Source organism: Bordetella genomosp. 4 (assembly GCF_002261185.1).
Taxonomy (GTDB): domain Bacteria; phylum Pseudomonadota; class Gammaproteobacteria; order Burkholderiales; family Burkholderiaceae_B; genus Bordetella_A.
The window spans coordinates 353,434-379,273 of the sequence record NZ_NEVQ01000001.1; the positions used below are offsets into that span (position 1 = coordinate 353,434).

The window sequence follows — 25,840 nt, forward strand, 5'->3', positions numbered from 1 at the left end:
GAGCACTCGTTCGCCTTTTTTCCTACTTATTGGACAATCATGAAAACTTACAGCAATTTCATTGATGGCAAGGCTGTTGAACCCGTAGGCCAAACTTGGATGGACACGGTGAATCCCTATACCGGCGAGGTGTGGGCAAAGATTCCCCGCAGCGATCAACGCGATGTCGATCTGGCGGTCCAGGCCGCAAAGCGCGCTATGACAGAAGGCCCGTTTTCCAAAATGACGGCGACTCAGCGCGGCCAGATGATGTATCGTCTGGCACAGTTGATCGCTGACAATGCCAAGCGTCTGGCCGAAATCGAGGTGCGCGATAACGGCAAGCTGATTGCCGAGATGCAAGGCCAGTTGAACTACGTTCCCGAGTGGTGGCGCTACTACGGCGGGCTCGCCGACAAGATCGAGGGCTCGGTCATGCCCATCGACAAGGCTGATCACTTCGCCTACACCACGCACGAACCCGTCGGCGTCGTGGGCGCATTGACCGCGTGGAACTCGCCACTGCTGTTCGTGGGCTGGAAATGCGCGCCTGCCATCGCTGCGGGCTGCGCGGTTGTAATCAAACCCTCTGAATTCACTTCGGCTTCCACGTTAGAGTTTGCCGAGTTGACTAAACAAGCGGGCTTTCCCGACGGGGTATTCAACGTCGTGACAGGCCTGGGCCAGGAAACCGGCGCGGCGCTGGTAGAGCATCCTGACGTAGCCAAAATCACCTTCACGGGATCCGATGCAACGGGCCGCTTGATCTATGCCCAGGCTGCCAAAACGATGAAGCGAATCACCTTGGAGTTGGGCGGAAAATCGCCCAATATTGTGTTCGCCGATTGTGACGTCGACAAAGCTGCAGCGGGGGTGATCTCGGGCATTTTCGCGGCCACAGGCCAGACCTGCATCGCCGGCTCACGCCTGCTGGTACAGAACTCCATCAAGGAGGAGTTCGTGCAGCGCCTGATCAAACTAGGTACCACGGCCAAGAAAGGCAATCCCATGGAGGCCGACACCAACATCGGCCCGGTCACCACGCCGCCGCAGTATAAGAAAATCCTCGACTACATTGACATCGCCAAGCGCGAAGGCGCTCGATGCGTCTTGGGCGGGCAGGCCGCCTCCAGTATGCCCGGCGGCCAGTTCGTGGAGCCAACGATATTTGTGGATGTGACGCCTGATATGCGCGTGGCACGCGAGGAGATTTTCGGCCCCGTGTTGGCGGTGATGGGATTTGAGGATGAGGCAGAGGCCATCCGCATCGCCAACGATACGATCTATGGTTTAGGCGCGGGAGTCTGGACGGAAGACATTGGCCGGGCACACCGGGTCTCAAAGGCTTTGAAAGCCGGTACCGTATGGGTCAACACCTATCGCGCCGTCAGCTACATGATGCCATTTGGCGGAATGAAACAATCCGGCCTAGGCCGGGAAAGTGGCGTCGAATCCATACGCCACTATCTAGAAACCAAAAGCACCTGGATATCCTACGCGCAAGGCGCTCCCGCCAATCCGTTCATCATGCGCTGAGCATCCCTATCACGACACAGAACGTGGAAAGGGGCGCTTTGCTAGGCGAACAAATGGCAATATAGGCCGCTTCGCTTGGGGAGATTGCCCCAGCGAGCGGCGCCGGTACTGCACTGACCCATCCTTGCAACGATGTGATTTTTTTTTGATTACGGGAGCCTGGAAACAATAAACGAAACCTCGTATTGATGGTTCGGGTATTGGCTGTTCACCCAGGCGGAAAACTCCTCTTTCGTGACGCGATGATGGTAGGCGTTATGCAGCCATACCATGAACTCCTCTTCCTGCGCCTCAGTGTCCAGCGGCAGGCGTCTGTATTTTGGATCGGCTTTGACCTGAGTTAGGAGGGTGTTGAGCCAGCTGTTAAAAGGCTTGTCCGTCTCTGCGGCCACGACGCGCGGATCGCTCGGGCTGCTGGTGGCGCAGCCTTGGAGCAACGGGATAGTCAGTGCAAACGCGGTTACGACAGCAGCGCTCGCACGGCCAAATCGGGTCATCATGATTGGATTCCTTGTTAGTGAGTTTTAACGAAAAGACTACAGACAAGCCTTTGAGGAACACGCCTCCCTGCACGAGATCAGCTCGATTCGGGCCTTATACCTTAACTGATCTAAATGACTATCGACAGATTGCCCCGCTTCGCGTCAAACTACGGGGACCCGTTTGAAATGGCTCACCGGAGATCCCATGCCGCTGCAATTACGATCGCTTGTTCGACCCGACGCCACGCTGGAACTGTCTCTGGTCGATGTACCCATGCCAACTCCCGCCACTGCCGACGAAGTGATTGTGCGCATGGAGGCCGCTCCCTTGAATCCATCAGATATGGGGCTGATGCTGACGGGCGCGGATGTGACTCGAGCTCGCCAATCCGGCACTGCCGAGCGCCCCGTGATCACCGCCCCTTTGTCGGCGGCGGCGATGGCAGCGGTATCGGCCAGAGTCGGCCAGGCCATGCCTATAGGCAACGAGGGCGCCGGTACCGTGGTCGCTGCAGGAGACTCGCCCGCGGCTCAAGCATTGGTGGGGAAAAAGGTTGCGCTGCTGGGTGGCGCCATGTACGCCGAATACCGGGCGCTGCCTGCCAAACAGTGCCTGGCCTTGCCGGACGGCGTGACGGCAGCCCAGGGGGCATCATGCTTTGTGAATCCCCTGACATCTCTGGGCATGGTGGAGACTATGCGTATCGAGGGGCACCGCGCACTCGTGCACACTGTGGGCGCGTCCAACTTGGGTCAAATGCTGAACCGCATTTGTCTCAAGGATGGTATCCCATTGGTCAACATCGTGCGCAAACCTGAGCAAGCAGCGTTGCTGACGCAGCAGGGCGCGAAACATGTTGTCGATAGCAGCGCAGAGGATTTCAAAACCAAGCTCGTCGAGGCGCTTGCCGTCACGGGCGCGACTATCGCTTTCGATGCGATCGGCGGAGGCCGGCTTGCCGGGCAACTGCTGCACGCCATGGAGGCAGCACTGCTGCAACGACCGGGACGCGTTTACAGCCGTTATGGCACCGACACACATAAACAGGTCTATGTGTACGGCAGCCTGGATCGGTCACCGATCGAGTTTGAGCGCAACTTTGGATCGGCGTGGGGAATGGGCGGATGGCTGCTATTTCCCTTCCTGCAGCGGGTCGGCCCGCAACGTGTACAGCAACTGGAACAACGCATCCTGGACGAACTGACCAGCACGTTTGCCAGTCACTACACACAGGAAATTACGCTGCCGCAGGTGCTGACGCTCGATGCGATGAAAAGCTATTCACGTATGGCGACCGGAGAAAAAACGTTGGTCCGCATTGCGCCAGGTTGATTTGTCCAAACGACGTACGTTTATGCGGGCTGCATGTGATCTGTTCACTCAATGATGATGCCCGCTTTACGCACCACCGCTCCCCACAGGTCAATCTGCTCCTTGATAAAGGCAGCAAACTGCTCCGAACTATTGGACATGGGTTCCAAACCTTCTGCACGGAACTGCGCCAACGTTTCGGGCTCAGCCAATGCTTTGACCACCGCGGCATTCAATTTATCGACGATAGGTTTTGGTGTTCCGGCTTTCGTCAGGATGCCATACCATTGATCCGCCTGAAATCCTTCGAGCCCTTTGGTCTCGCTGATAGTCGGGACGTCCGGCAACTGCGGCAAGCGCTTCGCTGAGGCAACCGCAATCGGACGCAACCGTCCCGAAGAAAGGAACGGAGCCAGCGGTGGATAGCCCGTCAGCACGAGAGACGTCACCCCGCCAACCAGGTCGTTTAACGCCGGCGCAGTGCCTTTGTAGGGGATGTGCTGGATTTTCACATTGGCGCGCAGCGCAAAATATTCGGTGGCCAGATGCGCGGCGCTGCCGCTTCCGCCCGATGCATAGTCATAACCGTTGGGCTTGGCCCGTACGGCCTGAATCAATTCGTCTACGTTGTGCACATCCAGCTTGGCCGGATTCACCGCCAGGACATTGGGTACACCGGCAACGAGCGAAATCGGTGTGAAGTCTTTCACCGGATCATAGGGCAGACGTTTGTACAACGTCGCATTGGCACCGAATGTCCCGATGGCCCCCATCAGCAGCGTATAGCCGTCAGCCGGTTGTGACTTCGCGTATTGCACGCCGACAATGCCGCCAGCGCCAGGCCGATTTTCCACTACGACGGATTGGCCCAGGATCTCGCCAAGCTGTTTGCCCATCACACGTGCAATGATGTCGGTGCTGCCGCCGGGCGTGAACGGTACGACCAGCGTGATCGGCCGTGAAGGGTAAGTTTCCGCAGCTTGCGACGCAGCGGAGCCAACCGCCGTGAGCGTCAAGAGCGATGCAAACACGAACTTATGGAACATTTTTATCGTCTCCTCGGGGGTTGCGCGTCGTTCGTTCTATGCGGGCACGCCCAGATGGTGCGACGCTGTGCGACGGTTGATTTTCAAGCTGCTGAACAATGGTTGACAGTCGCTCCGCTTTCCAGCATGGCTTCAATCTCCCCGTCGCTGACTCCGACGCTGCGCAGCAGTTCTACACTGTGTTGTCCGATCAGCGGTGCAGGCCATTTCAGTGATGGTTCGTAGCTGGAAAACTGGACGGGATTGCGTAGATTGATGATCTTTCCCTCGGTCGGATGGTCGATCGGTTGGAATAGCCCCGTCTCGGCGAGATGCGGATCCTCCAGCACAGAGTCCAGCGTGTGCAACGGCATCGCAGGGACATCGGCAGCCTCCAGTATTTCCAGCCATTGCGCGGTGGTGCGGCTCACAAAGATCTCATTGCGGATACGGAACATCTCCCCAATGTTCTCGAAACGTGCACGCTTTTCCGCAAAACGTGGATCAGTACGCAGATCGGAGCGGCCCATCGCATCAAACATCGCGAATACCTGCTCGTCTGTATTGGCCGTCACACAGATATACCCATCGGCAGTGCGAATGGGCCGCGAATTGGGATTGAGCAGACGCGAGTCTCCTGTTTCCCCCAAGGGTGGATCAAAGGTCTTTAAAAACAAATGCTCGGCCAATACGAATGCAGTCATGCTTTCGAACATCGGTACTTCGATGATTTGCGGCCCGCCATGGCGTAGCCGCTGCACCACCGCCATCAGGATCGTGTTGGCAACCATGATGCCGACCGTACGATCAGCGATCACCATGGGGACGAACCGCGGCTCGCCGTCTCCCCCATTGTTGATCGCAGCCAGTCCGGATGCGCCTTGGATGATCGAGTCATAGGCCGGCTTGTCCTTGTAGCGCCCACCCTGTCCGAATCCTACGACACTGCAATAGATCAGATCGGGTTTGAGCTCCAACAGATTCTGTGCAGACAGTCCCAGGCGAGCTGCCGCGGAAGGCCGCATGTTGTGTATCACGACGTCGGCAGTGGCGATGAGTTTCTTCAGCGCTTCTGCGGCACCGGGTTTTTTTAAATCGAGCGCAATGCTTTTCTTGTTGCGATTCAAATGCAGGTACTTCGCCGCCATGCCGGGCGTCGTGGATTTGCCTCCTATCCAGCGAGCCAGATCACCTGTCGGATGCTCGATCTTGATGACTTCTGCACCAAAGTCCGCGAGGAACTGCGTGGCATAAGGACCCACTACGACTTGGGTCAAGTCGATGACGCGTAGTCCTTCCAGAGGGGCTTTTGCTGCGTTGGATATATCGGGAGCGGATCGCATATGGCTCATGTCGAAACTCCCGTGGCCGAACCGCGCAGCGTCGTGACGCCAGTTTGTGACACAACGCGGAATTCAACGTCACCATCACGCTCCCCGGCGCGGCTTTCTACATGAAAACTCTGTCCCTCGAATAGCGGTGCAACGTTGCGCGTCGTGATATGGGAGAACGACATACCATTCCAGGCCTGATGCAGATGTTCCGTCGCACATAGCGCCGAGAGTCCGCCGTTGACGACCAGGCCGGGATAACCCTCTACCTGCGTGGCATAGGGGTAGTCGTAGTGGATACGATGGCCGTTGAAACACAACGCGCTATAGCGAAAAATCATCACAGTATCTGCGACGATGGGCGCTGATCGGTAGCGCGCTTCGAAAGTGTCCGCAGCGGGCGTTTGGGCTGTACCTTGGCCTTTCTTACTGGCGCTCTCACGGTACACGACATCCTGTTCCTCTATGACGCAGACGCCCGCCGCGCTGCTGATCGTGTGCCGAACCGTGACAAACACCAACTGCCCCGTGCTGCCTTGCTTCGGCGTAATCGACGCAATGGTCGACACCCGTCGCAATTCATCTCCGATCAGAATGGGATTAACAAACTGGATGCGTTTGCCGGCAAACATCCGCTTGGGCAGCGGCACCGGCGGCAGAAAATCCCCGAGGGCTGGATGTCCGTCATTCCCGATTTTGGATCGCGGCACTACTCGTGGAAAAAGCACGGAATACCACATCTGCGGAAATTCGACACCGCGCTCGAACCTCATGTCGCGAGCGGATTCCAGTGTCGCCAACAATCGTTCGGTCAACTGCGGGGTCACGATATCGGTGGTCTCTTCGCTGCGATTTATCCAGGATTGCAGGGCTTGGAGCGCTTCAGGGGTTGTCTCAGAGGTCACGTTTCTTCGTTGGAATAGTTGTCCAGATGCCCATCCTAGTTCCTCGCGGGATTTCCAAAAAGTGATAGATTGTGGATGTCAATTCCTAATTGGAATACATTCCTTTCACAGACAAAAAGGTCTCAGGCCTGGCGCGCTCGAGGGCGGCCCGCGCCGGAAGCCACCCAAGGAGACGGTGTGAACCTGCAACAGATACGCGCGTTCTGCGCGCTTGTGGAAAACGACATGAATGTCTCACGCACCGCGCTGGCGCTGTACACCAGCCAATCGGCCGTGAGCAAGCAGATCGCACAGCTAGAGGAAAGACTCGGTACTGCGCTGTTGATTCGTTCCAAGAGCCGTATCCTGGCGCTGACCGAAGTGGGAGACCAGGTTTTGCGATGCATGCGGACGATGATTGCGGCGACCGAGGACATCTCCAACATCGTCGCCGACCAACAGCTCAAGGCGCAAGGGCGCTTGGCTATCGCGACCACGCATACACACGCGCGCTACGCACTGCAGGATATCGTGCCGGAATTCTGCAGGCGGAATCCAAGCGTGGCGTTGTGCTTGATTCAGGCGACACCTCTGGAGATTGCCGACCTCGTCGCCACGGGCAAAGTAGACATAGGTCTGTCTACTGTGCCACCCGTCCTGCCGCCGTCTCTGGCGGCGATCCCGTGCTACGAACTCAACCATGTGCTGGTCAGCAAACGAGGTCATCCTGTTCTCAAGGACAAACGCCTGACATTAGAGCGCATCGCGCGCTACCCCTTGATTACGTATAGCGAACAACACGCCATCGGCCGGCATATCACCCAGGCGTTCGACGCCGCAGGGCTGGCGCCAAAAATCGCAGTACAAGGCACGGACGTCGAGATCATGAAGCACTACGCCGCGTCAGGTGTAGGCCTGGCCATCATTCCCGTGATCGCGTTTTCTCAGTCCGCCGATAGAGGGCTGCAGGCTCAATCCGTCGATCATCTATTTCCGATCAGTATCGTCCATGTCCTGGCCCGACGCGGCGCCTATTGGCCGCGTCATTTATATGACTTCCTCGGGAAGCTTGCGCCGGATCTTACGCCTGGTGCGTTAGAGGAGGCGCTGATCGGCTGAGCCGCTATTCAAGCATTCGACAGGCACTTCGAACTCGGCTGCAGCAAATAACTCATCACCATTTCGCACACGTGCTGCAGGCGAGCCTCTACGCGTTCCTGCGCGCCGAGATCTACCCCCAGCACAAACGACAAGGTATACCGGTTCGATATCGAATACGACCCCAGGCCTGATATCGATACATAGAGGTCGACCCAGTCCGCGTCGGCACGAAATACGCCTTGCCTTTTGCCTCGTTCCAGAATCTCTGCCAACGCGCTCTTGAGCGGATTGAACATCGCTGGAATCACTTTGGATTTCCGGATGTGTTCGGCCTTGTGCAAGTTTTCCGTGCTCAACAGCTGAATGAATTCCGGATGCTCAATGAAATGCCGAATCGTCTGCATGACCAAGGTCCGCATGTCTTCGACAGGGTTATCGCCCAGCAAGCCGAACTGATTCTGCCGTTCTCTCATGGCGGAGTATGCCCGCTCCATGACCTCGATAAAGAGCGCTTCTTTACTTTCGAAGTAGTGGTAGACGAGGTTCTTGCTGATCTTGCTGCGTGCCACGATGCTGTCGACGCGCGCACCGTCATAGCCTTTAGAGGCAAATTCACGCGCGGCCATCTGAAGGATTTTTTCCCGCGTGGCCGCCGCGTCACGGGGCTTTGATTTTCCGCTGGGTTTCGTCGTTGGCATGGGTCCTGTCTGTCTCATTAGCGGTTCTGCCGTGCTTCTTTGATACTGCATCGGCTAACTAGTTGGTTAGTCTACACCGGATCGGGGGTGCCGCAATGGTGCCGAAATTTCAATCCCTGCAATACGTTAGGCTACGTGAAAACCCGAATTGGCTGGCCCGTTTTTCACGCTTATTGTACTGACTAGTTAGTTAGTAACTGAACGCGATCACGGCCTTGAAGCCAGTCCATCCAGGCATAGCAGTGGCTGCGTCCCCTTTTCCTTGGAGTTGCACGATGCAAGCAGGAACCAGTGCAGGCGCCCGCGTCGGGTGCGATATCGGCGGGACTTTTACGGACATCGTCCTGTCATTACCGAATGGGCAGCTCTTTGTGAACAAGACGTCCACAACGCCCCACGACCTTGGGGAGGCCATCGTTACCGGCCTGGGCGCACTGATCGAGCAGGCAGGCATCCAGCCGGGCGACATCACGGAGATCGTCCATGGCACCACCACGGCGTCCAATACGATCCTTCAAAAAGTCGGCGCCCGCACTGGCGTACTGACCACCGCTGGTTTCCGGGACGTACTCGAAATCGGCCGTATTCGTACACCCACCATGTTTGACCTGGGTTGGCAAAAACCACAACCGCTGGCCGCCCGCCGTTACCGTCGAGGCATTAATGAGAGGATGGATGCGCGTGGAAACGTCATCGTTCCCTTGAATGCCGATGAGGTCCTGTCCGTTGCCCGCGATCTGGTCGATGAAGGGGTCGAGGCGTTGGCGGTCTGCTTCTTGAACAGCTACATCAACCCTGCCCACGAGTTAGAAGCCAAGGCACTGCTGGAGCGCGAGTTTCCCCAACTGCTCGTCACGGCGTCGTGCGATGTTCTGCCGGAAATCAAGGAGTACGAGCGCACGAGTACTACGGTGGTGAACGCCTACATTCTGCCGGCGATGCGCACGTATCTGCGCCGGTTGAAAGACGATCTTGGGCGCATGGGAGTCAAAGCATCATTGCAGGTGATGGCCTCCAACGGTGGCATGATGGGCGTCGATAGCGCCAGTGAAAAACCCGTCTTTGCCGTGGCTTCCGGGCCGGCAGGAGGAGTGGCGGGCGCTGCGCAGATAGGCGCGCTTGGCGACGGCAAGGATCTCATTGTTTTTGATATGGGCGGCACGACCGCGAAAGCGTCCATCATCATGGGAGGCGTGCCCTCATTGACCAACGAATACGAATTCCGGGATGGAATCAGCGCCCCGAGCCGCTTTGTAAAGGGCGGCGGCTACGTGCTCAAGGTCCCCGCCATTGACATCGCCGAAGTCGGTGCCGGCGGCGGCTCTTTGGCCGGTATCGACCCTGGCGGCCTGTTGTGCGTCGGCCCCGAATCTGCCGGCGCGAATCCTGGGCCGGCATGCTACGGACGTGGCAACGACCGTCCTACCGTCACGGACGCCAACATGGCCTTGGGTTTCCTGAATCCCACGGCGCTGGCAGGAGGCAGTCTCAAGGTCGATCCCGAGAAATCGCAGCATGCTATTGCGACGCATATCGGCGAGCCGTTGGGGCTGGATATGCTGGCAGCCGCACACGGCATCCGTCATGTTGCCAATGTGAGTATGGCGCGTGCGCTGCGTGCGGTGACTGTCGAACGCGGCCGCGATCCGCGCGATATGACGATGATCGCATTCGGCGGCGGTGGCCCGTTGCATGCCGTCGATGTCGCCAAATTGCTAGGTATCAAGCGTGTGATTGCACCTGTGATGGCCGGCGTATTCTGCTCGGCAGGCATGCTGGGGGCAGATGCCGAGCACAACTTTGTCAAAGCGATCCTGCGTCCACTCGCCAACTGCGATAAGGAAACCATCAACGCTGCGATTGCCGAACTGCGTACTCAAGGGCTCTCTGTCCTGGCACAAGAGGGTTATTCCAAAGACGCCGTTGAGATGGCAGTCAGCTTGGATCTACGCTATCTCGGCCAGAGTTCCGAGCTCACCATTGCATTACGCAGTCCGGCAGAGCAAGCGATCGACGATGCGGCCATTACTCAATTGGTCGAAGATTTCGGCGATCAATATCGGCAGACCTTTGGTTACGGTAACGACGAACCTCTGGAACTCGTGAACATCAGGCTGAGCGCCTACGGCCGTAGCGATCAACGGCTGAAATTCAACGAGATTCGCGTTGACGCAAGCGCGCTGCAAGGCGTCTCGGGTACTCGCCAGGTTAGTTTCGAGCGCGATCAGCCGCCGTATGAGACTCGCCTGGTGCCTCGCTCGGCCATCAAGGAGGAACCTTGGCATGGCCCGCTCGTCATCGAGTCATATGACACCACGATTGTTGTGCCGCCTGGCGCCTCGGCCCATGCAGACAAGATCGGCAACATCATCATCGATATCGCCCAGGAGCAAGCATGAGTACGCAATTCGATCCCGTTACCTTTGCCGTCGTCAAAAATGCGATGGATTCCATAGTTGACGAAATCGCATACACCGTCATCCGCACTGCGCGATCGGAAATCGTCAAAGACGTGATGGACTATTCGGCAGCCATATGCGATCGCCACGGCCGCATGGTCGCGCAGGCAAAAACCATTGCTTTGCATTTAGGCGCCATTCCAGAAGCCATGGCGGCGCTGCAGCAGCGTTATGGCAATACACTGCAGCCCGGAGACGCCGTGATCGTGAACGATCCCTATGAGGGAGGAATGCACCTTCCGGACATCTTCATGTTCGTTCCCTTCTTCTACCGAGGCGAGATAGAAGGATACTGCGTAGTTATCTGCCATCACACCGATGTGGGCGGACGCGTGCCTGGCTCAAATGCCAGCGATTCAACAGAGATCTACCAGGAAGGCCTGCGGATTCCAGTGCTGAAGCTCTATGAGGCCGGCAAGGTCAACGAAACGTTGGAGCGCATCATTGCGCAGAATGTCCGTGTGCCAGATCGCGTCCTCGGTGATCTGAAGGCTCAGTATGCAGCCACTCAGATCGGAGTGCGCGAATTGACAGCCCTATTTGATCGCTATGGCAGAGATGATTCACGAGCGTACTTGAACGAGCTGTTGGACTATGCAGAACGCTTGACGCGAGAAGAGATCAGAAAGTGGCCCAAAGGAACGTTTCATTTCGTCGACTATATTGATGACGACGGACTATCGCCAGACCCCATCCGTATCGAGGTGGCGCTGACCGTACACGAAGACCGTGTGTCGGCGGACTATACGGGATCCTCACCACAGGTCCGTGCAGCCATCAATTCCACGTTGTCATATACAAAGTCATGCACCTATTTGAGTGTGCGTTGTGCATTGATCGGAGATGTCCCAAACAACGCAGGCGTATTCCGCTGCATTGATGTGCATGTGCCCGAGGGCTCGGTATTGAATCCGCTGCCTCCCAGCGCCGTGGCGGCTCGCGCTCTAACGGGTTACCGCGTATTTGATGCCATGCTTGGTGCGCTGGCTCAAGTCGTGCCGCATCGGATCCCGGCCGCAGGCGAGGGCGGCAACACCGTAGTATGCCTGTCTGGAAAAAGTGACGAAGGCAAGCCGTACATTATTGTCGACATGATCTGCGGTGCATGGGGCGGCCGCCCCGCCAGCGACGGAATTGAAGCCATCACCAATGCTTCACAGAACCTTTCGAATACTCCTGTAGAAACCTTGGAGGCTCAACATCCGGTGCGGGTCGAAGCCTACGAGCTGGTCGAGGACTCGTGCGGCGCCGGCCAATATCGCGGCGGGCTAGGTATCCGCCGCAGTTATCGCGTGTTGGCGCCAGATGCGCTGTTGCAACTTCGTGCCGATCGCATGAAATTCTCGCCTTATGGCTTGGCGGGCGGCACGCCGGCGAGCCCTGCTCGCAACGTGCTGCAGCATGGGGATGAACTGATCGAGTTGCCCAGCAAAGTCGGAATGACGATCGCACGCAACGATGTGGTGACGCATATTCAACCCGGAGGCGGCGGCTTTGGTGATCCCATGGATCGTGACTGGGATCGCATCCGCGAAGACGTGTGGAACCACAAGTTGACCGCGAAATACGTCCTTCAACATTACAAGGTCGTGGTAGATCCCCATACCGGAGCGGTGGATCACGCAGCCAGCGACGCGCTGCGCCGCAATGCCATGGCGCAGGCGGCATAGCGAGCTGCTCGGAAAAAAGCCCCGACTTCTGTTTGACGTCACCTACACATGCTCACGAGGATTACAAAATGCGTTCGTCTTTTCTGAACCGGATCCACCGGACCGTTCTGGCGGCAACGATGTTGTTCGCTTTCACCGCAACGAGTGCGCATGCGGACAGCGAGAAACTGCGAGTGCGACTGGATTTCTCCGCGTGGGGTATGCATGCGGCCATGCACCTGGCGCAACAGAAGGGCTGGTTTAAAGACGCAGGCCTAGATGTAGAAATTCAAGATGGCACAGGGACGATCAACACACTGCAACTGGTGGCCGTCGGGCAGATGGATATCGGTCAAGTGCAATTGGGCACGATGGCCATCGCCAAAGAGAACGGATTGGATCTCATCTCTATCGCTGGCTTTGCCAGGAAAGGCGACCTCGCTGTGCTGGTGGACGAAAAGCTGGACGTCAAATCTCCCGCAGATTTGATCGGCAAGAAGCTCGTATGCTTTACGACAAGTCCCTGGGCGCCTTTTATCGATCCCTATTTCAAGGCCAGTGACGTACCAAAATCCAAGACCAATGTCGTGATGGTCGCGCCTAGTGCCATGATTTCGACTTACGCGTCGGGCAATAGTGACGGGTTCCTGTCACAAGCCCCCTTTGGCCAGCCGATGGTGGCAAAGGTGCGGCCGGCCAAGACACTGCTGCTGGCCGATAGCGGGATCAATTTTCCCAGCTATGGCTTGGTGACCACGCCGAAAGCGTTGGGTGAGCGCGCGGAAGCGATCAAGAAGTTCACGCAGATTCAGGTCAAGGCATGGCAGTACATCTATGCAGGCCATGAAGACGAGGCAGTCGCCGCCATCGTCGCTCAACGGCCGAACGCGAAGCTTGATCCGGAGATTCTGCGGGCGCAGATCGTCGCGTACCGCGAGTTCTTCGAAAGCCCTTCGCAGAAAGGTGCGCCCTTTGGTGCCCAAAATGATAATGACTGGGTCGCGGCAATCCAGTCTATGGAGCAGGTAGGCGCTATCAAGCCGGGCCATAAGCCGTCCGACTATTACACCAACGCAATGTTGGAAAACTGACGAGACAGGGGCGAACATGTCGGCATTCTTAGAGATAGGCCAGCTCAACAAAATCTACCGCTCTCAGCGCGACCCGCTCTACGCGCTCAAGGACGTGAGCCTCGATATCAAACAGGGCGAGTTTGTGAGCATTGTCGGGCCGAGCGGCTGTGGCAAAAGCACCTTATTGAAATGCGTGGCGGGACTTGAGCCAATCTCGAGCGGACATCTTGCCCTGCAGGGTGACCCCATCGTCTGTCCGCCGTCGAATATGGGCGTCGTTTTTCAGCGCGATTTGCTCTTGGATTGGCGCACCATTCTCGACAATGTATTGATCTCCGCAGAGTTTCATAATCTGAATCGAAAGGACTACGAAGAAAGAGCCCGCGCGGTGTTGAATCTGTTCGGGCTGGGCGCCTTTGCCGATCGATTTCCATGGGAACTGTCGGGCGGCATGCGGCAACGCGCCTCGATCTGTCGTGCATTGCTGGTCGATCCTCAGCTGTTGCTGATGGACGAGCCCTTTGGGGCGCTCGATCCTTTTACTCGGGACGAACTGAATGAAGAGCTGCAGCGTACCTGGATGGATACGGGCAAGACGGTGCTCTTTATCACGCATTCTATTTCCGAGGCTGTCTACCTGAGTGATCGCGTGGTCGTGATGTCACGTAATCCTGGTGGTGTGGCGGCGGTCGTGCCCATCGAGCTAGATAGACCGCGCGGTTTGGCCATTCGTGAAACAAAGGCCTTTGCCGACTATGTGTCACAGATCCGCGGGATTTTCCGCGAACTCGGAATCTACAAGGGGTAGGCGATGAAAGGCTTATGGAAACGCGCCGAGGACAGCCGGCTGGCTATTTTGACGATGCTCGTTATTCTCGTGTTGTGGGAGGGCGGCGTCAGATGGTTTGCTGTCAGGGAATTCTTGTTGCCGGCACCTAGCAAGATCTTTGCCGAGTTCATGGCGCAGCCCGGGTTTCTATTAATGCAGACCCTGGATACCTTGCAGACTACGATGGCGGGCTTTGTTCTGGCCGTCGTGCTCGGCGTTGGAGCGGCTATTGGTATTGTCTATTCTCGATTTCTTGACCGTACTTTGTATTCCTTGATGGTTGCGCTGAACGCTGTACCGAAAGTCGCACTCGCGCCGTTGTTTGTCATCTGGCTCGGTACAGGTTCCGCACCAAAAATCGCCATTGCCATGCTGATCGCTATTTTCCCGATTCTGATCGATACAGTACTGGGTCTGAAATCTATCGATCCTGAAATGCTCAACATGGCGCGTGCAAATCAAGCCTCGCGCCGCAAAGTGCTGTGGAAGATCCGTTTCCCAAACGCATTGCCCAGCATCTTTGCCGGTATGAAGGTCGGTATTTCGTTTGCGCTCGTCGGTACGATTGTGGGCGAGTTCGTCGCCGGCGGCAGTGGATTGGGCTATGTCATCCTTGTCGCCCAGGGCAGTTTTGACACGCCGACAGTCTTCGTGGCGTTGGCGCTGCTTTGCATACTGGGTGTGATCTTGTTCAAAGCGCTGGAGATCGTCGAGGAACATCTATTGCCTTGGCATGCTTCTCAGCGTGGAAGACCGATTGCCGAGTCGCCATCATCCGCGCAACAGGACAAGCAGATGCCCCTGTTGGCCGAGGCAAAGCGCTGACAAACTCCGTGAGGCTCATGTTGCTTGATGAGTCGGGCGTAAGATCGATCTGATCTGACGCAGAATCTGGCTAAATATCCAGCTGTTAAGCCTTAAATAGGTAGGCTTTGGGCCGTGGGTACCTGACTTGGCACTGGTAGCTATCCGCTGTGGACGTTTTGCCAGATTATATAAAATTTTGTATGATTCACACTGTAGTCGACCCTAAGCCAATCGAGTTCTGTGGAAATTCTCTTGATGATCTTCGAGCTTTTCCGCTCTCAGCTAGACGCGAAGCAGGGCATCAGCTTGATCAGGTGCAGCGTGGCCATGAGCCTGATGATTGGAAGCCGGTGAATAGTATCGGCCGTGGTGTAAAAGAGATTCGTATTTGGAGTGCGTCGGGAACGTTTCGAGTCATTTATGTTGCTAAATTTGCTGACGGGATTTACGTGCTGCACTGTTTCCAAAAGAAGACCCAGCAAATCAGTACATCAGATTTGGATTTGGCCTCGAAGCGCTATCGTGCTTTATTAAAGGAGTTGGGTCATGAGTAATCCGCGGTTTGCCAGCGTATGGGACGCCATTGAGGATACTCCAGAAGAGGCAGAGAACATGAAGTTGCGTTCTATCTTGATGACGGCTCTGAAAAATCACCTTGCTCGTACCGGAATGAGCCAGGCACAAGCTGCAAAGCTCTTTGGTGTGACACAGCCAAGAGTCTCTGATCTAATGCGCGGCAAGATCAATTTGTTCGCTCTCGATGCCTTAGTCAACATGGCCGCTGCTGCCGGGCTTCACATTGAGATGCGAGTCCTCGAAGCAGCTTGATCTTAGATGTTGGCCAATCAGCGCCTCCTCATCCACCCGTGTTTCCACCATTCGCCCATTCACTCCACACGGCAGATGGAGGCACCGATTCGCTACCCAGCGAAAAATGTGCCTGCAAATGTTTGACGAGAATATCGAGAAACGCCGTGGCTTTGGCCGAGATTACGCGGCTTTCAAATAGCGCATACAGCATGGCAGAGGACAACTCCCAATCAGGAAGCACCCGTTCCAGCCGGTAACTCTGCAGTAATTGGTTGCCAGAGAAAGGGTAGGGAACGGGAGTGATGCCTAGGTCCCTGCCGGCGAGCTGTAGATTCAAAAGGATCTGGTTGCTGGAAAATTTCGGGCTGAGCCGAACCGTCTCGATTTCTGTGCCTCTTCTGAGCTCCCATGTGTCTGTCCCATGCATGCAAATATGCGCATGATGCTGAAGCTCGGCGGGCGTTTCAGGATGTCCCATTCGCTGCAAATAGTCATGCGAAGCCACAAGGATGAGACGAAAATTCACGAGCGGCTTTTGGATAAGAGGAGAGTCCTCTTGGCGCCCCGCCCGGATGTACAAATCCATGCCGGAAAGGTCGTTGATTTTTGTTGAGCTGCTGAGATCGAAATCGCAGCTGATTTTTGGAAAACGTTCGTGCAGCTCTTCCGAGACGCCCGGCAACAAAGGCGCCAGACCGGGCATGATCGAGACCCGCAATTTTCCCTCAGGCGACTCGAGGTATGTCTTGACCTTTTCGTGCGCGTTCAGAATGCCTTCGATTTGAGACACGCATTCGTCGAAGTAGCGTGTGCCCAAGTCGGTCAACGATACCTTGCGTGTTGTGCGTAGAAACAGCGCATATCCGAGATTCTTTTCCAGTTCCGAAATGCGTCTGGAAAGTGTAGCGACTGGCATATCCAACGCCGCGGCGGTGGCGCTGAAGCTCCCGCGCTTTGCGACTTCGACAAAGTACCAGATGTCGTTTAAAGAAATGCCTTTTTCCATTGAAAATCGCTTTTATCAGAGCACAAGCTATGGCACGGGTGACTTACCCGATCTACTCGATACTGTTTTGTAGTGCTTTCAGCCAATACGCTACGGCGACAGCGCCACCATCCGGAATGCCGACGGCTCGCTCGCCCAGGTAACTGGCGCGGCCTAGACGGGGTCGCATATGGGCAGTGTCCGCGGCGGCTTTCTCGGCTGCCTGTACAGCCTGGCTAAACGCCTCCTTGCCTGCAGAGCCAGCCGCCAACGCCGAATGCCACGCATCGTCGGCCGCCGTGAGGGCGTCGACCATTGTGCGATCGCCCGCTTTAGCGCCTCCCATCTCCATCACGGCAGCTACCGCGGCGGAGAAGGCTTTCTGCCATTGCGCCGGTGACGGCTCGGCGAGGTCTGCCAGTTCGCGACTGGCGCGTAGCAACCCTACGGCGTAGAACGGCCCGGAACTGCCCGCGATCGCCCTGCGCATCGCTTGCGCCGCCGAGGCAAAAAACTGGCTGGGCGTGTGAAAGGCCTCGGGAGCCAAGTCGAGTATGGCCTGGCCGCCACGTGCCATGCTGGCGCCCAAATCGCCGTCACCGGCTTTGGCATCCAGTTCGCCGAGCTCGGCTTCGGCGGCTATCAGTACATGCGCGACGCCTTTTGCTACTCGTTCCAGCGTTGCGGCCAACGGGCCGGCAGGCATGGATGCGAGATTTGTCTCGAGGCCACTGGGCACAGGCACAGTCGTACGCTCTGCATTGATCCGGCCGGCGTGTGTCCACGCCGGAGCGCCGCAAGGCGCATCCAGCAGCTCCAGCAGTTCGTCGTCCACAGGCAATACCGAAAGCGAACATCCGGGCATTTCCAGTGCGGTCATGTAGTTGCCCACCCAGGCGCGCGTCGGCGTCAGACCTTTGGCGCGTAAAGTAGCCAACGCGTGGCGCGCGATAATCTGCAGCTCTACGGGTGGAGTCCCTCCCAGACCGTTGACCAGCAACGCGACTCGACTGGCATTGTCAGGTACCTCGGCCAATATCTGCGCCAGGATATCGTCCACAATCGCATCTGCGGGCTTCATCTCGACGCGGCGTACCCCTTTCTCGCCGTGTATACCCAGGCCGTATTCGATTTCGGTGTCGCCCAGCGAAAAGCTGGGCGTACCAGCAGAAGGTACCGTGCAGGCACCCAGGCCAACCCCCATGGAACCTACCGCCGCTGCAGCGCGTGCGGCGACGGCCGCCACTTTTTCCAAGGGCCAGCCTTTGGCGGCGGCGGCTCCCGCGATCTTGTGCACGAATACGGTCCCGGCAATACCGCGACGGCGATCGGTGGGAACCATGTCGCGCAACGATACGTCATCGGCCACCAGGACGACTTCGACCGGAATGCCTTTTTCTCGCGCGAGCTCAGCGGCTAAACCAAAGTTCAGCCGATCGCCGGTGTAGTTTTTGACGACCAGCAAGGCACCAGCCGGACCGGCGACAGAGACGATTGCCGCCAGTACCGCATCGACGCTCGGAGACGTAAATACATCGCCCGCGATCGCCGCGGTGAGCATGCCTATGCCGACATATCCGGCATGAGCAGGCTCGTGACCACTGCCGCCACCAGAGAGCACTGCCACGGGGCGTGCCGCAAGACCGGGTAAATCACGCTGTATGACGATATTCTCGCCTTGAACCAGCGCCAAATGATCCGTGGTGTCGACCAAGCCCTCGAGTGCTTCCCGCACGATGTGGCGTGGGTCGTTGATAAGTTTCTTCATGCGGGCTCCGGCACATAAATTGGTAAGTCACCCAGCCGCCTGTCATGCTATGGACGGTTAACGCTGCGACCGTGGTGTGCAGACAAGGCAATAATAGCTGCTGCCCTTATCTGAGTGAAACATGCATGTCTCTGCGGTACTACCACGCGTGCAGCGCATTGTCTGGAAATATTCCATCCTTGACGGCGCTCACATAAGCGGAAAATGCGTTATGTACGTCACCGGTATCGTCCATAAAGTTGCGAACAAACTTCGGCATGCGCCCGATATTGATCCCCAGCATGTCATGCATCACGAGCACCTGACCTGCCGTACCCGATCCTGCGCCTATGCCGATCGTCGCGCAGGTTTGCATCTGGCTAGTGAGATCCGCCGCGAGTTTCGCCGGAATCATTTCCAGCACCAACAACGATGCGCCAGCGGCTTCCAACGCTTTCGCGTCACGCATCAGCTTTGCGGCGCCATTGTCGTCCTTGCCTTGCACGCGAAAACCGCCCAATGCCGATACGGTTTGAGGCGTCAGGCCTAGATGCCCGCATACCGGAACGCCGCGCTCGACGAGAAACTGAACCACCTCGGTTGTCCAGCCCCCGCCTTCGAGTTTGATCATTTGCGCGCCCGCTTCCATGAGGCGTACGGACGATGCCATCGCCTGATCTCGTGACTGATGGTACGAGCCGAAGGGGAGATCGGCGACGAGCAGTGCGGCGCCGTCGGCCTTTTCCAAGCCCTTGGCCACACACCGCGTGTGATACGCCATCTCATCGAGTGACACGCCCACGGTACTGTTTTTACCCTGGCAGACCATGCCGAGTGAGTCGCCCACCAGGATGCAATCAACACCTGCCGCGTCTTCGATGGCAGCAAAGGTGGCGTCGTAGGCCGTCAGCATGGCGATTTTCTCGCCCTGCCGATGCATGTCCGCAAGCCGTACCGTCGTTACTTTTTTTCGCTTTGGTATGTCAACGGAACGGCTCTGAATCCCGTAAGGCGCGGCCGTCTCTGTTCCAGCTGCCGGAGTCTCTTTCTTATCTAATGTCGTCATTGCGCGTGGAGTGAGGGTAAGAACACTGAGAGACTCCAGTGTGCCATAGGCCGGCACCCACGCGCTGATTACCCTGTTATCAGAATCGGTAGCCGATTCCCAGGCTGCCGAACACATTCGTCTTGCGTTCGGTCAACGGGCTATCGCGCGCGTCGCCCAGTACGGTACTGACGCCTAATGTGCTCATTACCGTCCAGTCCTTATTCAACTGGTAGGTCCAGTTGGCGAACAATGCGGCATTTTTGAATCCGGACGAAGCCGAGTAGGGAGACAGGTGTTCCCGGCTACGCGCTGCGTCAGATGTGCTGACGCCATACCAGGTCTGCATGTCGCTGCTATTGGCCCATTGCGTACTGACGCCCAAGCGCAATTGTTGCTGTTCGGTTTGCACCACCGCATAGGACGTGCGTATTTCCAGCGTGCCGCCGTAACCGGATTTCGCGGCTTGGCGATAGGCGGCCCCGAGCGAGTAGCGGCCCGGTGTCCATTCTAAAAAGGCGCCGTATGCGCCGTGGAAATCGATATCGTCCAGACCACGGGTGCGATCCGAATCATCCGAGTCTCGGCCCAGGCCCAGACCGACGAACACCCCGCCCTCGAGGTCGGGGGCGAACTCATAGCTCAGTCCCATCGCTGGCAAGCCTGCCCGCGGCGTAATGAAAAAATGTCCGGATCGATAGTTGATCAACGGTGTGGGGACGGCTCGATACTCGTCAGAGCCGGCATAGATGGGCACCACGCCCACTCCTATACCGATCAGATTCGTGCCCTCTGCGATGGCTGGGCCAGCTGCTGCGGCCAGGGTCATGGCGACCGCACCGCGTGTCATCGTGATTGCTTTCATGCTATTTCCCGGGATCTGAATTGACCGGCCGCCTGACAGGCGGCCCGATTTCAGCCGCTATACTGCCTTGACAGTTTTAGGAATTCTTTAAGCCTCGTATGGGTCTTAAACCAGATTTAATCCGTTGGCGTAACAATGTCGCGCGATGACGAGGACGGATCCCATGCGCACACTATTAGTCGAGGACGACGCCATGTTGGCCGAGGCGCTCCAGCTGGCGCTGCGCCGTGAAGGCGCGAGCGTCGATATTGCGACCGATGCAAGGTTGGCGCAGACGGCGCTGGTCGACCATGACTACGAATTGATATTGCTGGATTTGGGCCTGCCTGGCGGATCCGGCATGGGGATCCTGGCGCAATTGCGTGCTCGTTATGACACAACACCCGTAATTATCATGACGGCCAGGGATCGGTTGAGCGAGCGTATCGCAGGGTTGGATGCGGGGGCGGATGATTATCTGGTCAAGCCGTTTCAGATCGATGAGCTGCTTGCGCGCGCCCGCGCGACTGTCCGGCGCAGCAAGGGGCGCGTCGCGCCCGTTCTGATGGCAGGCGACGTAACCGTGGACCCCGCCAACCAAACGGTGTTTCTTGCGGGCGACGCTGTTGCGCTGAGCTTGCTGGAATACCGCACCCTGCTTGCATTGGTGGAGCGGGGTGGCCGGGCCGTCTCTCGCGCCGCGCTCGAAAGCGCCGTCTACGGTGACAGCGGCGCTACAGGGAGCAATACGGTGGCCGTTTACGTTCACCAGCTACGCCGCAAGCTGGGTGACGATCTCATTGAAACGGTGCATGGTTACGGCTACCGTGTGAAAGGGATGTAGCTCATGATCCGTATTCCTTCGCATCGATCGTTACGATGGCGTTTGTTGGTCGGCATGCTGGTGACGGTGATGGTGGCTTGGCTGATCTTGCTCACCTGGTACCAGCGTGATCAGACGCTCGAGCGCACGGGCGATTGGGATCGGAGTCTGGAGCGTGCCGGACAGATTGCCTTGCGGACCCTGCCTCAGGGGTTGGAAGCCATTGCGTTGCCGCAAGGCTATCAACTGGCGACTCAAGCAGCCTCGAAAGATAACGAGGCAGACCTGGTGTTGCAGGTCTACTCGCTCATCAATGGCCGGTTGCTGCTGCGTTCTCCGAATGCTCCGGCAGAGCCCTTTACGGCGTCACGCCAGGATGGATTCGCCACCAGCATGGCAGGCGGAGAGGCATGGCGTACTTATGCCGTCTCCGACGAAGGCGGCCGCATTCAAGTTCAAGTCGGCAAGTCGTTGAACGACCTGAAGCACGAATTGCATCACAAAATGCGGAATGCGTTGATTTTCATGGCTGCGCTGTTTTTCCCGCTGGCGGCAGTAGCGTGGGCGGTTACGTACACTGCCTTCCGGCCTGTCTTGCGGCTGTCGACATTGTTACGCCGGCGTCATCCCCTTGACCTGGATCTCTTGGCAACCCAGGATCTGCCTGACGAGATCAAGCCCTTAGTCGAATCTTTTAATCAGCAATTGGCCAGAGTCGAAGCAGCAGTAGAGAACGAGCGCCGCTTTTTGCAAGACGCCGCACATGAACTACGTACCCCTTTAGCGGTGCTGTCGTTGCAGGCTGACAATGCATTGCGCAGCCAGAATATCGACGAGGTTCATCATTCCGTTCGGCAGATACACCAGGCGACACAACGCAGTGCGCGGATCTCCGAACAATTATTGGACATGGCGATACTGGAATCGACAGGGCTGCAGGAAGCCGCTGCGCGTATCGATCTGGGCGCTGTCGCGCGCGCCGTCGTTCAGGACTATCGGCAGCGGGTGCAGGCGCGCGATCAGACCCTCACCGAAGACATCGAGTCCTGCTTTGTGCAAGGCCACGTGGATAGCTTGGGTATCTTATTGCGCAATCTGTTGGATAACGCCACGCGTTATAGCGGACATGGCAGCAAAATCCGTATCTTGTGTCGCCAGGCGGGCACCGATAATCACGTTCAACTGTCCGTGCAAGACGATGGCCCAGGCGTGCCGGCAGAATATCGCGAACGTATTCTCGATCGATTCTTTCGAATGCCCAAGGCCGAAGGGCATGGCAGCGGTATCGGCCTGTCGCTGGTTGAGCGAATTGCGCGTTTGCATGATGCAGATATCGAGGTCGGCGCGGGCATGGGCGGCAGAGGTTTGAGCATTACGCTGCATTTTGCTTCTGCAGAATAGCCATGGGCCACGCCCCGATTTCTCATGATGTTCAAAAGGCCGACGCAACATCAGTGCGCCGGCCTTTCGTTTCCCCGCATTTACAAGCTATCTGCTAGGCAGTCTGCAACTGCTCAGCGTTGCCCTTGTTTTTCCTTTTGCCTCGTCGCAGGAATGCCCAGACCTGGACCAGGATCAGCAGTGCACTGGCGCCGATGAACCAGGCGCTGATGGGATGCTCGATGAACACCGCCATATCACCTCGAGACAGCAGCAACGCACGCCGGAAGTTTTCTTCGACCATCGGTCCCAGCACGAAACCCAGCAAAATAGGTGCAACGGAAAACTCCAGCGTCATCAAGAGCGCGCCAATCAAGCCGAATGCCAGGACTTCCCAGATCTGAAATAGGTTGTTCTGCGTGCTGAACACCCCGACCGCGATAAAAAAGAGTGCCGATGGAAAGAGATAACGGTACGGCACTTGAAGAAGCTTCACCCACACGCCAATGAGCGGAACGTTCAATACCATCAGCAGTACGTTGCCCACCCAGAAACTAGCAATCAGCCCCCAGAAAATGTCCGGATGCTCGGTAATGAGTTGTGGCCCAGGTTGAATTCCTTGAATCAGCAAGGCGCCGAGGATCAATGCCATCACCGCATCACCCGGGATGCCGAGGCTCATCGTCGGGATAAAGTCTACCTGTGTCTTCGAATGGGATGAGGCTTCGGGTGAGGCTACGCCCGCGATCATCCCGGTACCGAATTTCTCCGGTGTTTTGGAGAGCTTGCGCTCTAGCGCATACGAGATGAACGTGGTGATCGTCGGACCCGTGCCGGGCATGGCGCCAAACAGTGTGCCGACCAGCGTGCCACGGACCATGGGCATGAAGGCCGTCTTCATTTCCGCTTTGGATGGACGCATATCGCGCAACTTCAGCTTGGCGCCGCTGCCGATGATGCTCATGCGATTGACGCTCATGAGGAAATCGGCAACCCCGAACAAACCCATCGAAATGGCGACCAACTCCAAGCCATCCGACAGATCCAGCAAACCAAAAGAAAGACGGATGGTGCCGGTATTCACGTCCGTTCCGACCACGCCGCACAGCAAGCCAAAGAGCGTCATCGCCACGCCCTTGAGTGCGGAGCCGCGCGACATGGTGGCCCCTGCCAACAAACCGAGCAACATGATCGAAAAGATCTCGGTAGGTCCGAACTTGAACGCAACCTCAACCAGCAGCGGCGAGGCAAAAATCATGACGATAATGCCCACCGATGCGGCAAAGAACGAGCAGATCATCGTGATGCCCAGGGCTGTTCCTCCCTTGCCTTGTTTGGTCAGAGGGTAGCCATCCAGGCAGGTCACCGCGTGAGGCGGATGCGACGGTAGATTCAGCAGAATGGCGCCGATTGCGCCACCATACTGCGAACCATAGAAGATCCCTGCCAACATGAGAATGGCGGGCACCGGCGACATGACATAGGTCAGCGGCAACAGAATCGAAATCGCCGACAGCGCGCCCATTCCGGGCAATACGCCGATGAGGTTACCCACCAGCACGCCGAAGAACGACCAAGCGAGATTGTGCCATTGAAAGGCAATGCCAAAGCCGTACCAAAGGTCCATCAAGGATTGTGAAATCATGGCGCATCAACCCCAACGAAAGAGGGGAAGCTGCAATTGCAGCGCCCACCAGAACACAACAATCGCTACCAATGACATCAGTACTGATAGTATGAGGGCTTGTTTGACCGTATTCTTGCGATCGCCCAGCGCAGAGATGAATACGATGGCGAATGTGGCTGGCAGCAGGCCGCCGTATTCCCCCAATAACAAAAACGCCAGGATGCCGAGCACGATGCAGACGCCGCCGCGCAGATCCGGTAACCCGTGCCCATGCCCTTCGCCAGGCACACTTTCACTGGGTTGGCCCGAGCGCGCTGAAAGCGCGATGAGCAGCCCCGTAATGGCCAGCAAGCCTCCCAAGGCCGCGGGAAAAAATCCCGGCCCCATATGGCTGAGAGACCCGACGTGATAATCGGTCCCCGCGTATATCGCTCCTAATCCGACTAGCACCATCAGGGCGCCGCCGTAATAGTCCTTTCTATTTATTGCCTTCTGCACGCTATCCTCCAGAAAACCGCGTCGTATCGACCTCGACGTTGCGTTCGAAACGAACGCAGCTTGGGCTTTAATGACGGTTCGGCGCACAGATTACGGAGGCAAGCTGTTGATCCGCTTTCTGTGCGCTGTCGGTTTCCTGAATTTCAGGGTATTCCCTGACGGGGCTGCAGGGGCAGACTGGCTGGAGGCGGCCGATCAGTTGTCTGCTGACTTGACGGCGGAGAGCATGTATCCCAGGCCACGTACGGTGACGATGCACACATCGCTGCCGGCCAGCTTCTTGCGCAGGCGGTGCAGAATCACTTCGATGGCGTCAGGGCTGGCATCGCTGTCGTGAGAAAAGACTTTCTCGAATAACTGATTTTTCTCGACCGGATATCCCACGCGGATCAAGAGCGCGGCCAGGGTAGCGTGCTCTCGCGGAGTGAGCATCAGCATTGAACCATCCAGCGTAAAGAGATGGCTCCCGCTGTCGTAACTGAGCGAACCGCACTGCAGTCTCGGATGATCGCGGCCGCGGCTGCGCCGTACCAGTGCGGTCAAGCGGGCTTCCAGCTCTTCGAGGGCAAAAGGCTTTGTCAGGAAATCGTCAGCGCCCATATTCAAGCCGCGCACTCGATCTTGCAGCGACCCTTGCGCGGTCAGCACCAACACCGGTGTACGGTCGTCGCGCTCGCGCATGTCGCGCAGCACGTTTAATCCGTGTTTGTCAGGCAAACGTAAGTCCAGAACAACGGCATCGTATTCACTGCCCACCATATAGCCTTCGGCGTTACGGGCATCGGCAGCGTGATCGGAAACAAAACCACTCTGTGCGAGAGCTCGACGCAGCCAGAGGGCCATGTCGACTTCGTCTTCAACTAGCAAAATGCGCATGGTATTCAAAATCACCAAGCAGGTATTAAGCATGACACCG

The 25,840-nt window shown here is 57.2% G+C and carries 24 protein-coding genes; 12 read left to right on the plus strand and 12 right to left on the minus strand.

The features are described 5' to 3' along the window. Positions 1 to 39: 39 nt before the first annotated feature. Positions 40 to 1,515: an aldehyde dehydrogenase gene (locus tag CAL20_RS01660; RefSeq protein ID WP_094837011.1), complete on the plus strand. Its 1,476-nt coding sequence runs from the start codon at positions 40 to 42 to the stop codon at positions 1,513 to 1,515. A 149-nt stretch (positions 1,516 to 1,664) separates the two neighbouring features. On the opposite strand, the gene CAL20_RS01665 is transcribed toward CAL20_RS01660, so the two are convergent. Continuing rightward, on the minus strand, positions 1,665 to 2,015 hold the full coding sequence (locus CAL20_RS01665) for a hypothetical protein (protein ID WP_094837012.1): 351 nt from the start codon (positions 2,013 to 2,015) through the stop codon (positions 1,665 to 1,667). A gap of 187 nt (positions 2,016 to 2,202) precedes the next feature. Here CAL20_RS01665 and CAL20_RS01670 point away from each other — a divergent pair, with 187 nt between their 5' ends. After that, positions 2,203 to 3,330 carry a zinc-binding dehydrogenase gene (locus tag CAL20_RS01670; protein ID WP_094837013.1) on the plus strand — a complete coding sequence of 376 codons (1,128 nt, stop codon included), beginning with the start codon at positions 2,203 to 2,205 and terminating at the stop codon, positions 3,328 to 3,330. A 44-nt stretch (positions 3,331 to 3,374) separates the two neighbouring features. Here the strand turns inward: CAL20_RS01670 and CAL20_RS01675 are convergent, their stop codons facing one another. The 3 genes from CAL20_RS01675 to CAL20_RS01685 all read right to left on the minus strand — a co-directional run bounded on the left by CAL20_RS01675 (position 3,375) and on the right by CAL20_RS01685 (position 6,570). Then, entirely contained in the window at positions 3,375 to 4,355 is a 981-nt protein-coding gene (locus tag CAL20_RS01675; protein WP_094837014.1) for a Bug family tripartite tricarboxylate transporter substrate binding protein, read from the minus strand. 83 nt (positions 4,356 to 4,438) lie between these two features. Continuing rightward, positions 4,439 to 5,686 (minus strand): CaiB/BaiF CoA transferase family protein, encoded by a 1,248-nt coding sequence (locus tag CAL20_RS01680; RefSeq protein ID WP_094837015.1) that lies wholly within the window; start codon positions 5,684 to 5,686, stop codon positions 4,439 to 4,441. Next, positions 5,683 to 6,570 (minus strand): FAS1-like dehydratase domain-containing protein, encoded by an 888-nt coding sequence (locus CAL20_RS01685; protein WP_094837016.1) that lies wholly within the window; start codon positions 6,568 to 6,570, stop codon positions 5,683 to 5,685. Before CAL20_RS01685 ends, CAL20_RS01680 begins: the two co-directional genes overlap by 4 nt. 177 nt (positions 6,571 to 6,747) lie before the next feature. On the opposite strand from CAL20_RS01685, the gene CAL20_RS01690 reads away from it, so the two are divergent. Then, positions 6,748 to 7,668 (plus strand): LysR substrate-binding domain-containing protein, encoded by a 921-nt coding sequence (locus CAL20_RS01690; protein ID WP_179266606.1) that lies wholly within the window; start codon positions 6,748 to 6,750, stop codon positions 7,666 to 7,668. Positions 7,669 to 7,676: 8 nt separating this feature from the next. Here CAL20_RS01690 and CAL20_RS01695 read toward each other — a convergent pair whose 3' ends face one another. After that, positions 7,677 to 8,348, minus strand: coding sequence for a TetR/AcrR family transcriptional regulator (locus tag CAL20_RS01695; RefSeq protein ID WP_094837018.1), 672 nt, complete (start codon positions 8,346 to 8,348; stop codon positions 7,677 to 7,679). A 275-nt stretch (positions 8,349 to 8,623) separates the two neighbouring features. Between CAL20_RS01695 and CAL20_RS01700 the strand changes: the two genes are divergently transcribed. The 7 genes from CAL20_RS01700 (at position 8,624) to CAL20_RS01730 (ending at position 15,993) form a co-directional block, all read left to right on the plus strand. Then, on the plus strand, positions 8,624 to 10,747 hold the full coding sequence (locus CAL20_RS01700; protein ID WP_094837019.1) for a hydantoinase/oxoprolinase family protein: 2,124 nt from the start codon (positions 8,624 to 8,626) through the stop codon (positions 10,745 to 10,747). Next, positions 10,744 to 12,477: a hydantoinase B/oxoprolinase family protein gene (locus CAL20_RS01705; RefSeq protein ID WP_094837020.1), complete on the plus strand. Its 1,734-nt coding sequence runs from the start codon at positions 10,744 to 10,746 to the stop codon at positions 12,475 to 12,477. Before CAL20_RS01700 ends, CAL20_RS01705 begins: the two co-directional genes overlap by 4 nt. A gap of 68 nt (positions 12,478 to 12,545) precedes the next feature. Further along, positions 12,546 to 13,547: an ABC transporter substrate-binding protein gene (locus CAL20_RS01710; RefSeq protein WP_254923880.1), complete on the plus strand. Its 1,002-nt coding sequence runs from the start codon at positions 12,546 to 12,548 to the stop codon at positions 13,545 to 13,547. Positions 13,548 to 13,563: 16 nt separating this feature from the next. Then, positions 13,564 to 14,337: an ABC transporter ATP-binding protein gene (locus CAL20_RS01715; protein WP_094837021.1), complete on the plus strand. Its 774-nt coding sequence runs from the start codon at positions 13,564 to 13,566 to the stop codon at positions 14,335 to 14,337. A 3-nt stretch (positions 14,338 to 14,340) separates the two neighbouring features. Continuing rightward, complete coding sequence (locus tag CAL20_RS01720) at positions 14,341 to 15,183, plus strand: ABC transporter permease (protein ID WP_094819545.1); 843 nt, start codon at positions 14,341 to 14,343, stop codon at positions 15,181 to 15,183. 182 nt (positions 15,184 to 15,365) lie between these two features. Beyond that, entirely contained in the window at positions 15,366 to 15,719 is a 354-nt protein-coding gene (locus tag CAL20_RS01725) for a type II toxin-antitoxin system RelE/ParE family toxin (protein WP_094819546.1), read from the plus strand. Next, positions 15,712 to 15,993 carry a helix-turn-helix domain-containing protein gene (locus CAL20_RS01730; RefSeq protein ID WP_094819547.1) on the plus strand — a complete coding sequence of 94 codons (282 nt, stop codon included), beginning with the start codon at positions 15,712 to 15,714 and terminating at the stop codon, positions 15,991 to 15,993. Before CAL20_RS01725 ends, CAL20_RS01730 begins: the two co-directional genes overlap by 8 nt. A 28-nt stretch (positions 15,994 to 16,021) precedes the next feature. On the opposite strand, the gene CAL20_RS01735 is transcribed toward CAL20_RS01730, so the two are convergent. From CAL20_RS01735 to CAL20_RS01750, 4 genes are all read right to left on the minus strand, one after another. Further along, positions 16,022 to 16,981 (minus strand): LysR family transcriptional regulator, encoded by a 960-nt coding sequence (locus tag CAL20_RS01735; protein ID WP_094837022.1) that lies wholly within the window; start codon positions 16,979 to 16,981, stop codon positions 16,022 to 16,024. 52 nt (positions 16,982 to 17,033) lie between these two features. Next, on the minus strand, positions 17,034 to 18,728 hold the full coding sequence (locus tag CAL20_RS01740; protein WP_094837023.1) for a dihydroxyacetone kinase family protein: 1,695 nt from the start codon (positions 18,726 to 18,728) through the stop codon (positions 17,034 to 17,036). Positions 18,729 to 18,867: 139 nt separating this feature from the next. After that, complete coding sequence (gene panB / locus CAL20_RS01745) at positions 18,868 to 19,773, minus strand: 3-methyl-2-oxobutanoate hydroxymethyltransferase (protein WP_094819550.1); 906 nt, start codon at positions 19,771 to 19,773, stop codon at positions 18,868 to 18,870. Between the two features lie 79 nt (positions 19,774 to 19,852). Then, positions 19,853 to 20,617 carry a MipA/OmpV family protein gene (locus tag CAL20_RS01750; RefSeq protein WP_094837024.1) on the minus strand — a complete coding sequence of 255 codons (765 nt, stop codon included), beginning with the start codon at positions 20,615 to 20,617 and terminating at the stop codon, positions 19,853 to 19,855. Between the two features lie 163 nt (positions 20,618 to 20,780). Between CAL20_RS01750 and CAL20_RS01755 the strand changes: the two genes are divergently transcribed. Together CAL20_RS01755 and CAL20_RS01760 are read left to right on the plus strand one after the other, a co-directional pair. Beyond that, positions 20,781 to 21,440, plus strand: a complete 660-nt coding sequence (locus CAL20_RS01755) for a response regulator (protein WP_094819552.1) — start codon at positions 20,781 to 20,783, stop codon at positions 21,438 to 21,440. 3 nt (positions 21,441 to 21,443) lie between these two features. After that, entirely contained in the window at positions 21,444 to 22,820 is a 1,377-nt protein-coding gene (locus tag CAL20_RS01760) for an ATP-binding protein (protein WP_094837025.1), read from the plus strand. Positions 22,821 to 22,914: 94 nt separating this feature from the next. On the opposite strand, the gene CAL20_RS01765 is transcribed toward CAL20_RS01760, so the two are convergent. The 3 genes from CAL20_RS01765 to CAL20_RS01775 all read right to left on the minus strand — a co-directional run bounded on the left by CAL20_RS01765 (position 22,915) and on the right by CAL20_RS01775 (position 25,800). Then, positions 22,915 to 24,444, minus strand: a complete 1,530-nt coding sequence (locus CAL20_RS01765; protein WP_094819554.1) for a tripartite tricarboxylate transporter permease — start codon at positions 24,442 to 24,444, stop codon at positions 22,915 to 22,917. A gap of 6 nt (positions 24,445 to 24,450) precedes the next feature. After that, complete coding sequence (locus tag CAL20_RS01770) at positions 24,451 to 24,879, minus strand: tripartite tricarboxylate transporter TctB family protein (protein ID WP_094819555.1); 429 nt, start codon at positions 24,877 to 24,879, stop codon at positions 24,451 to 24,453. Positions 24,880 to 25,119: 240 nt separating this feature from the next. Continuing rightward, positions 25,120 to 25,800, minus strand: coding sequence for a response regulator (locus CAL20_RS01775; protein WP_094819635.1), 681 nt, complete (start codon positions 25,798 to 25,800; stop codon positions 25,120 to 25,122). Between the last annotated feature and the right edge of the window lie 40 nt (positions 25,801 to 25,840).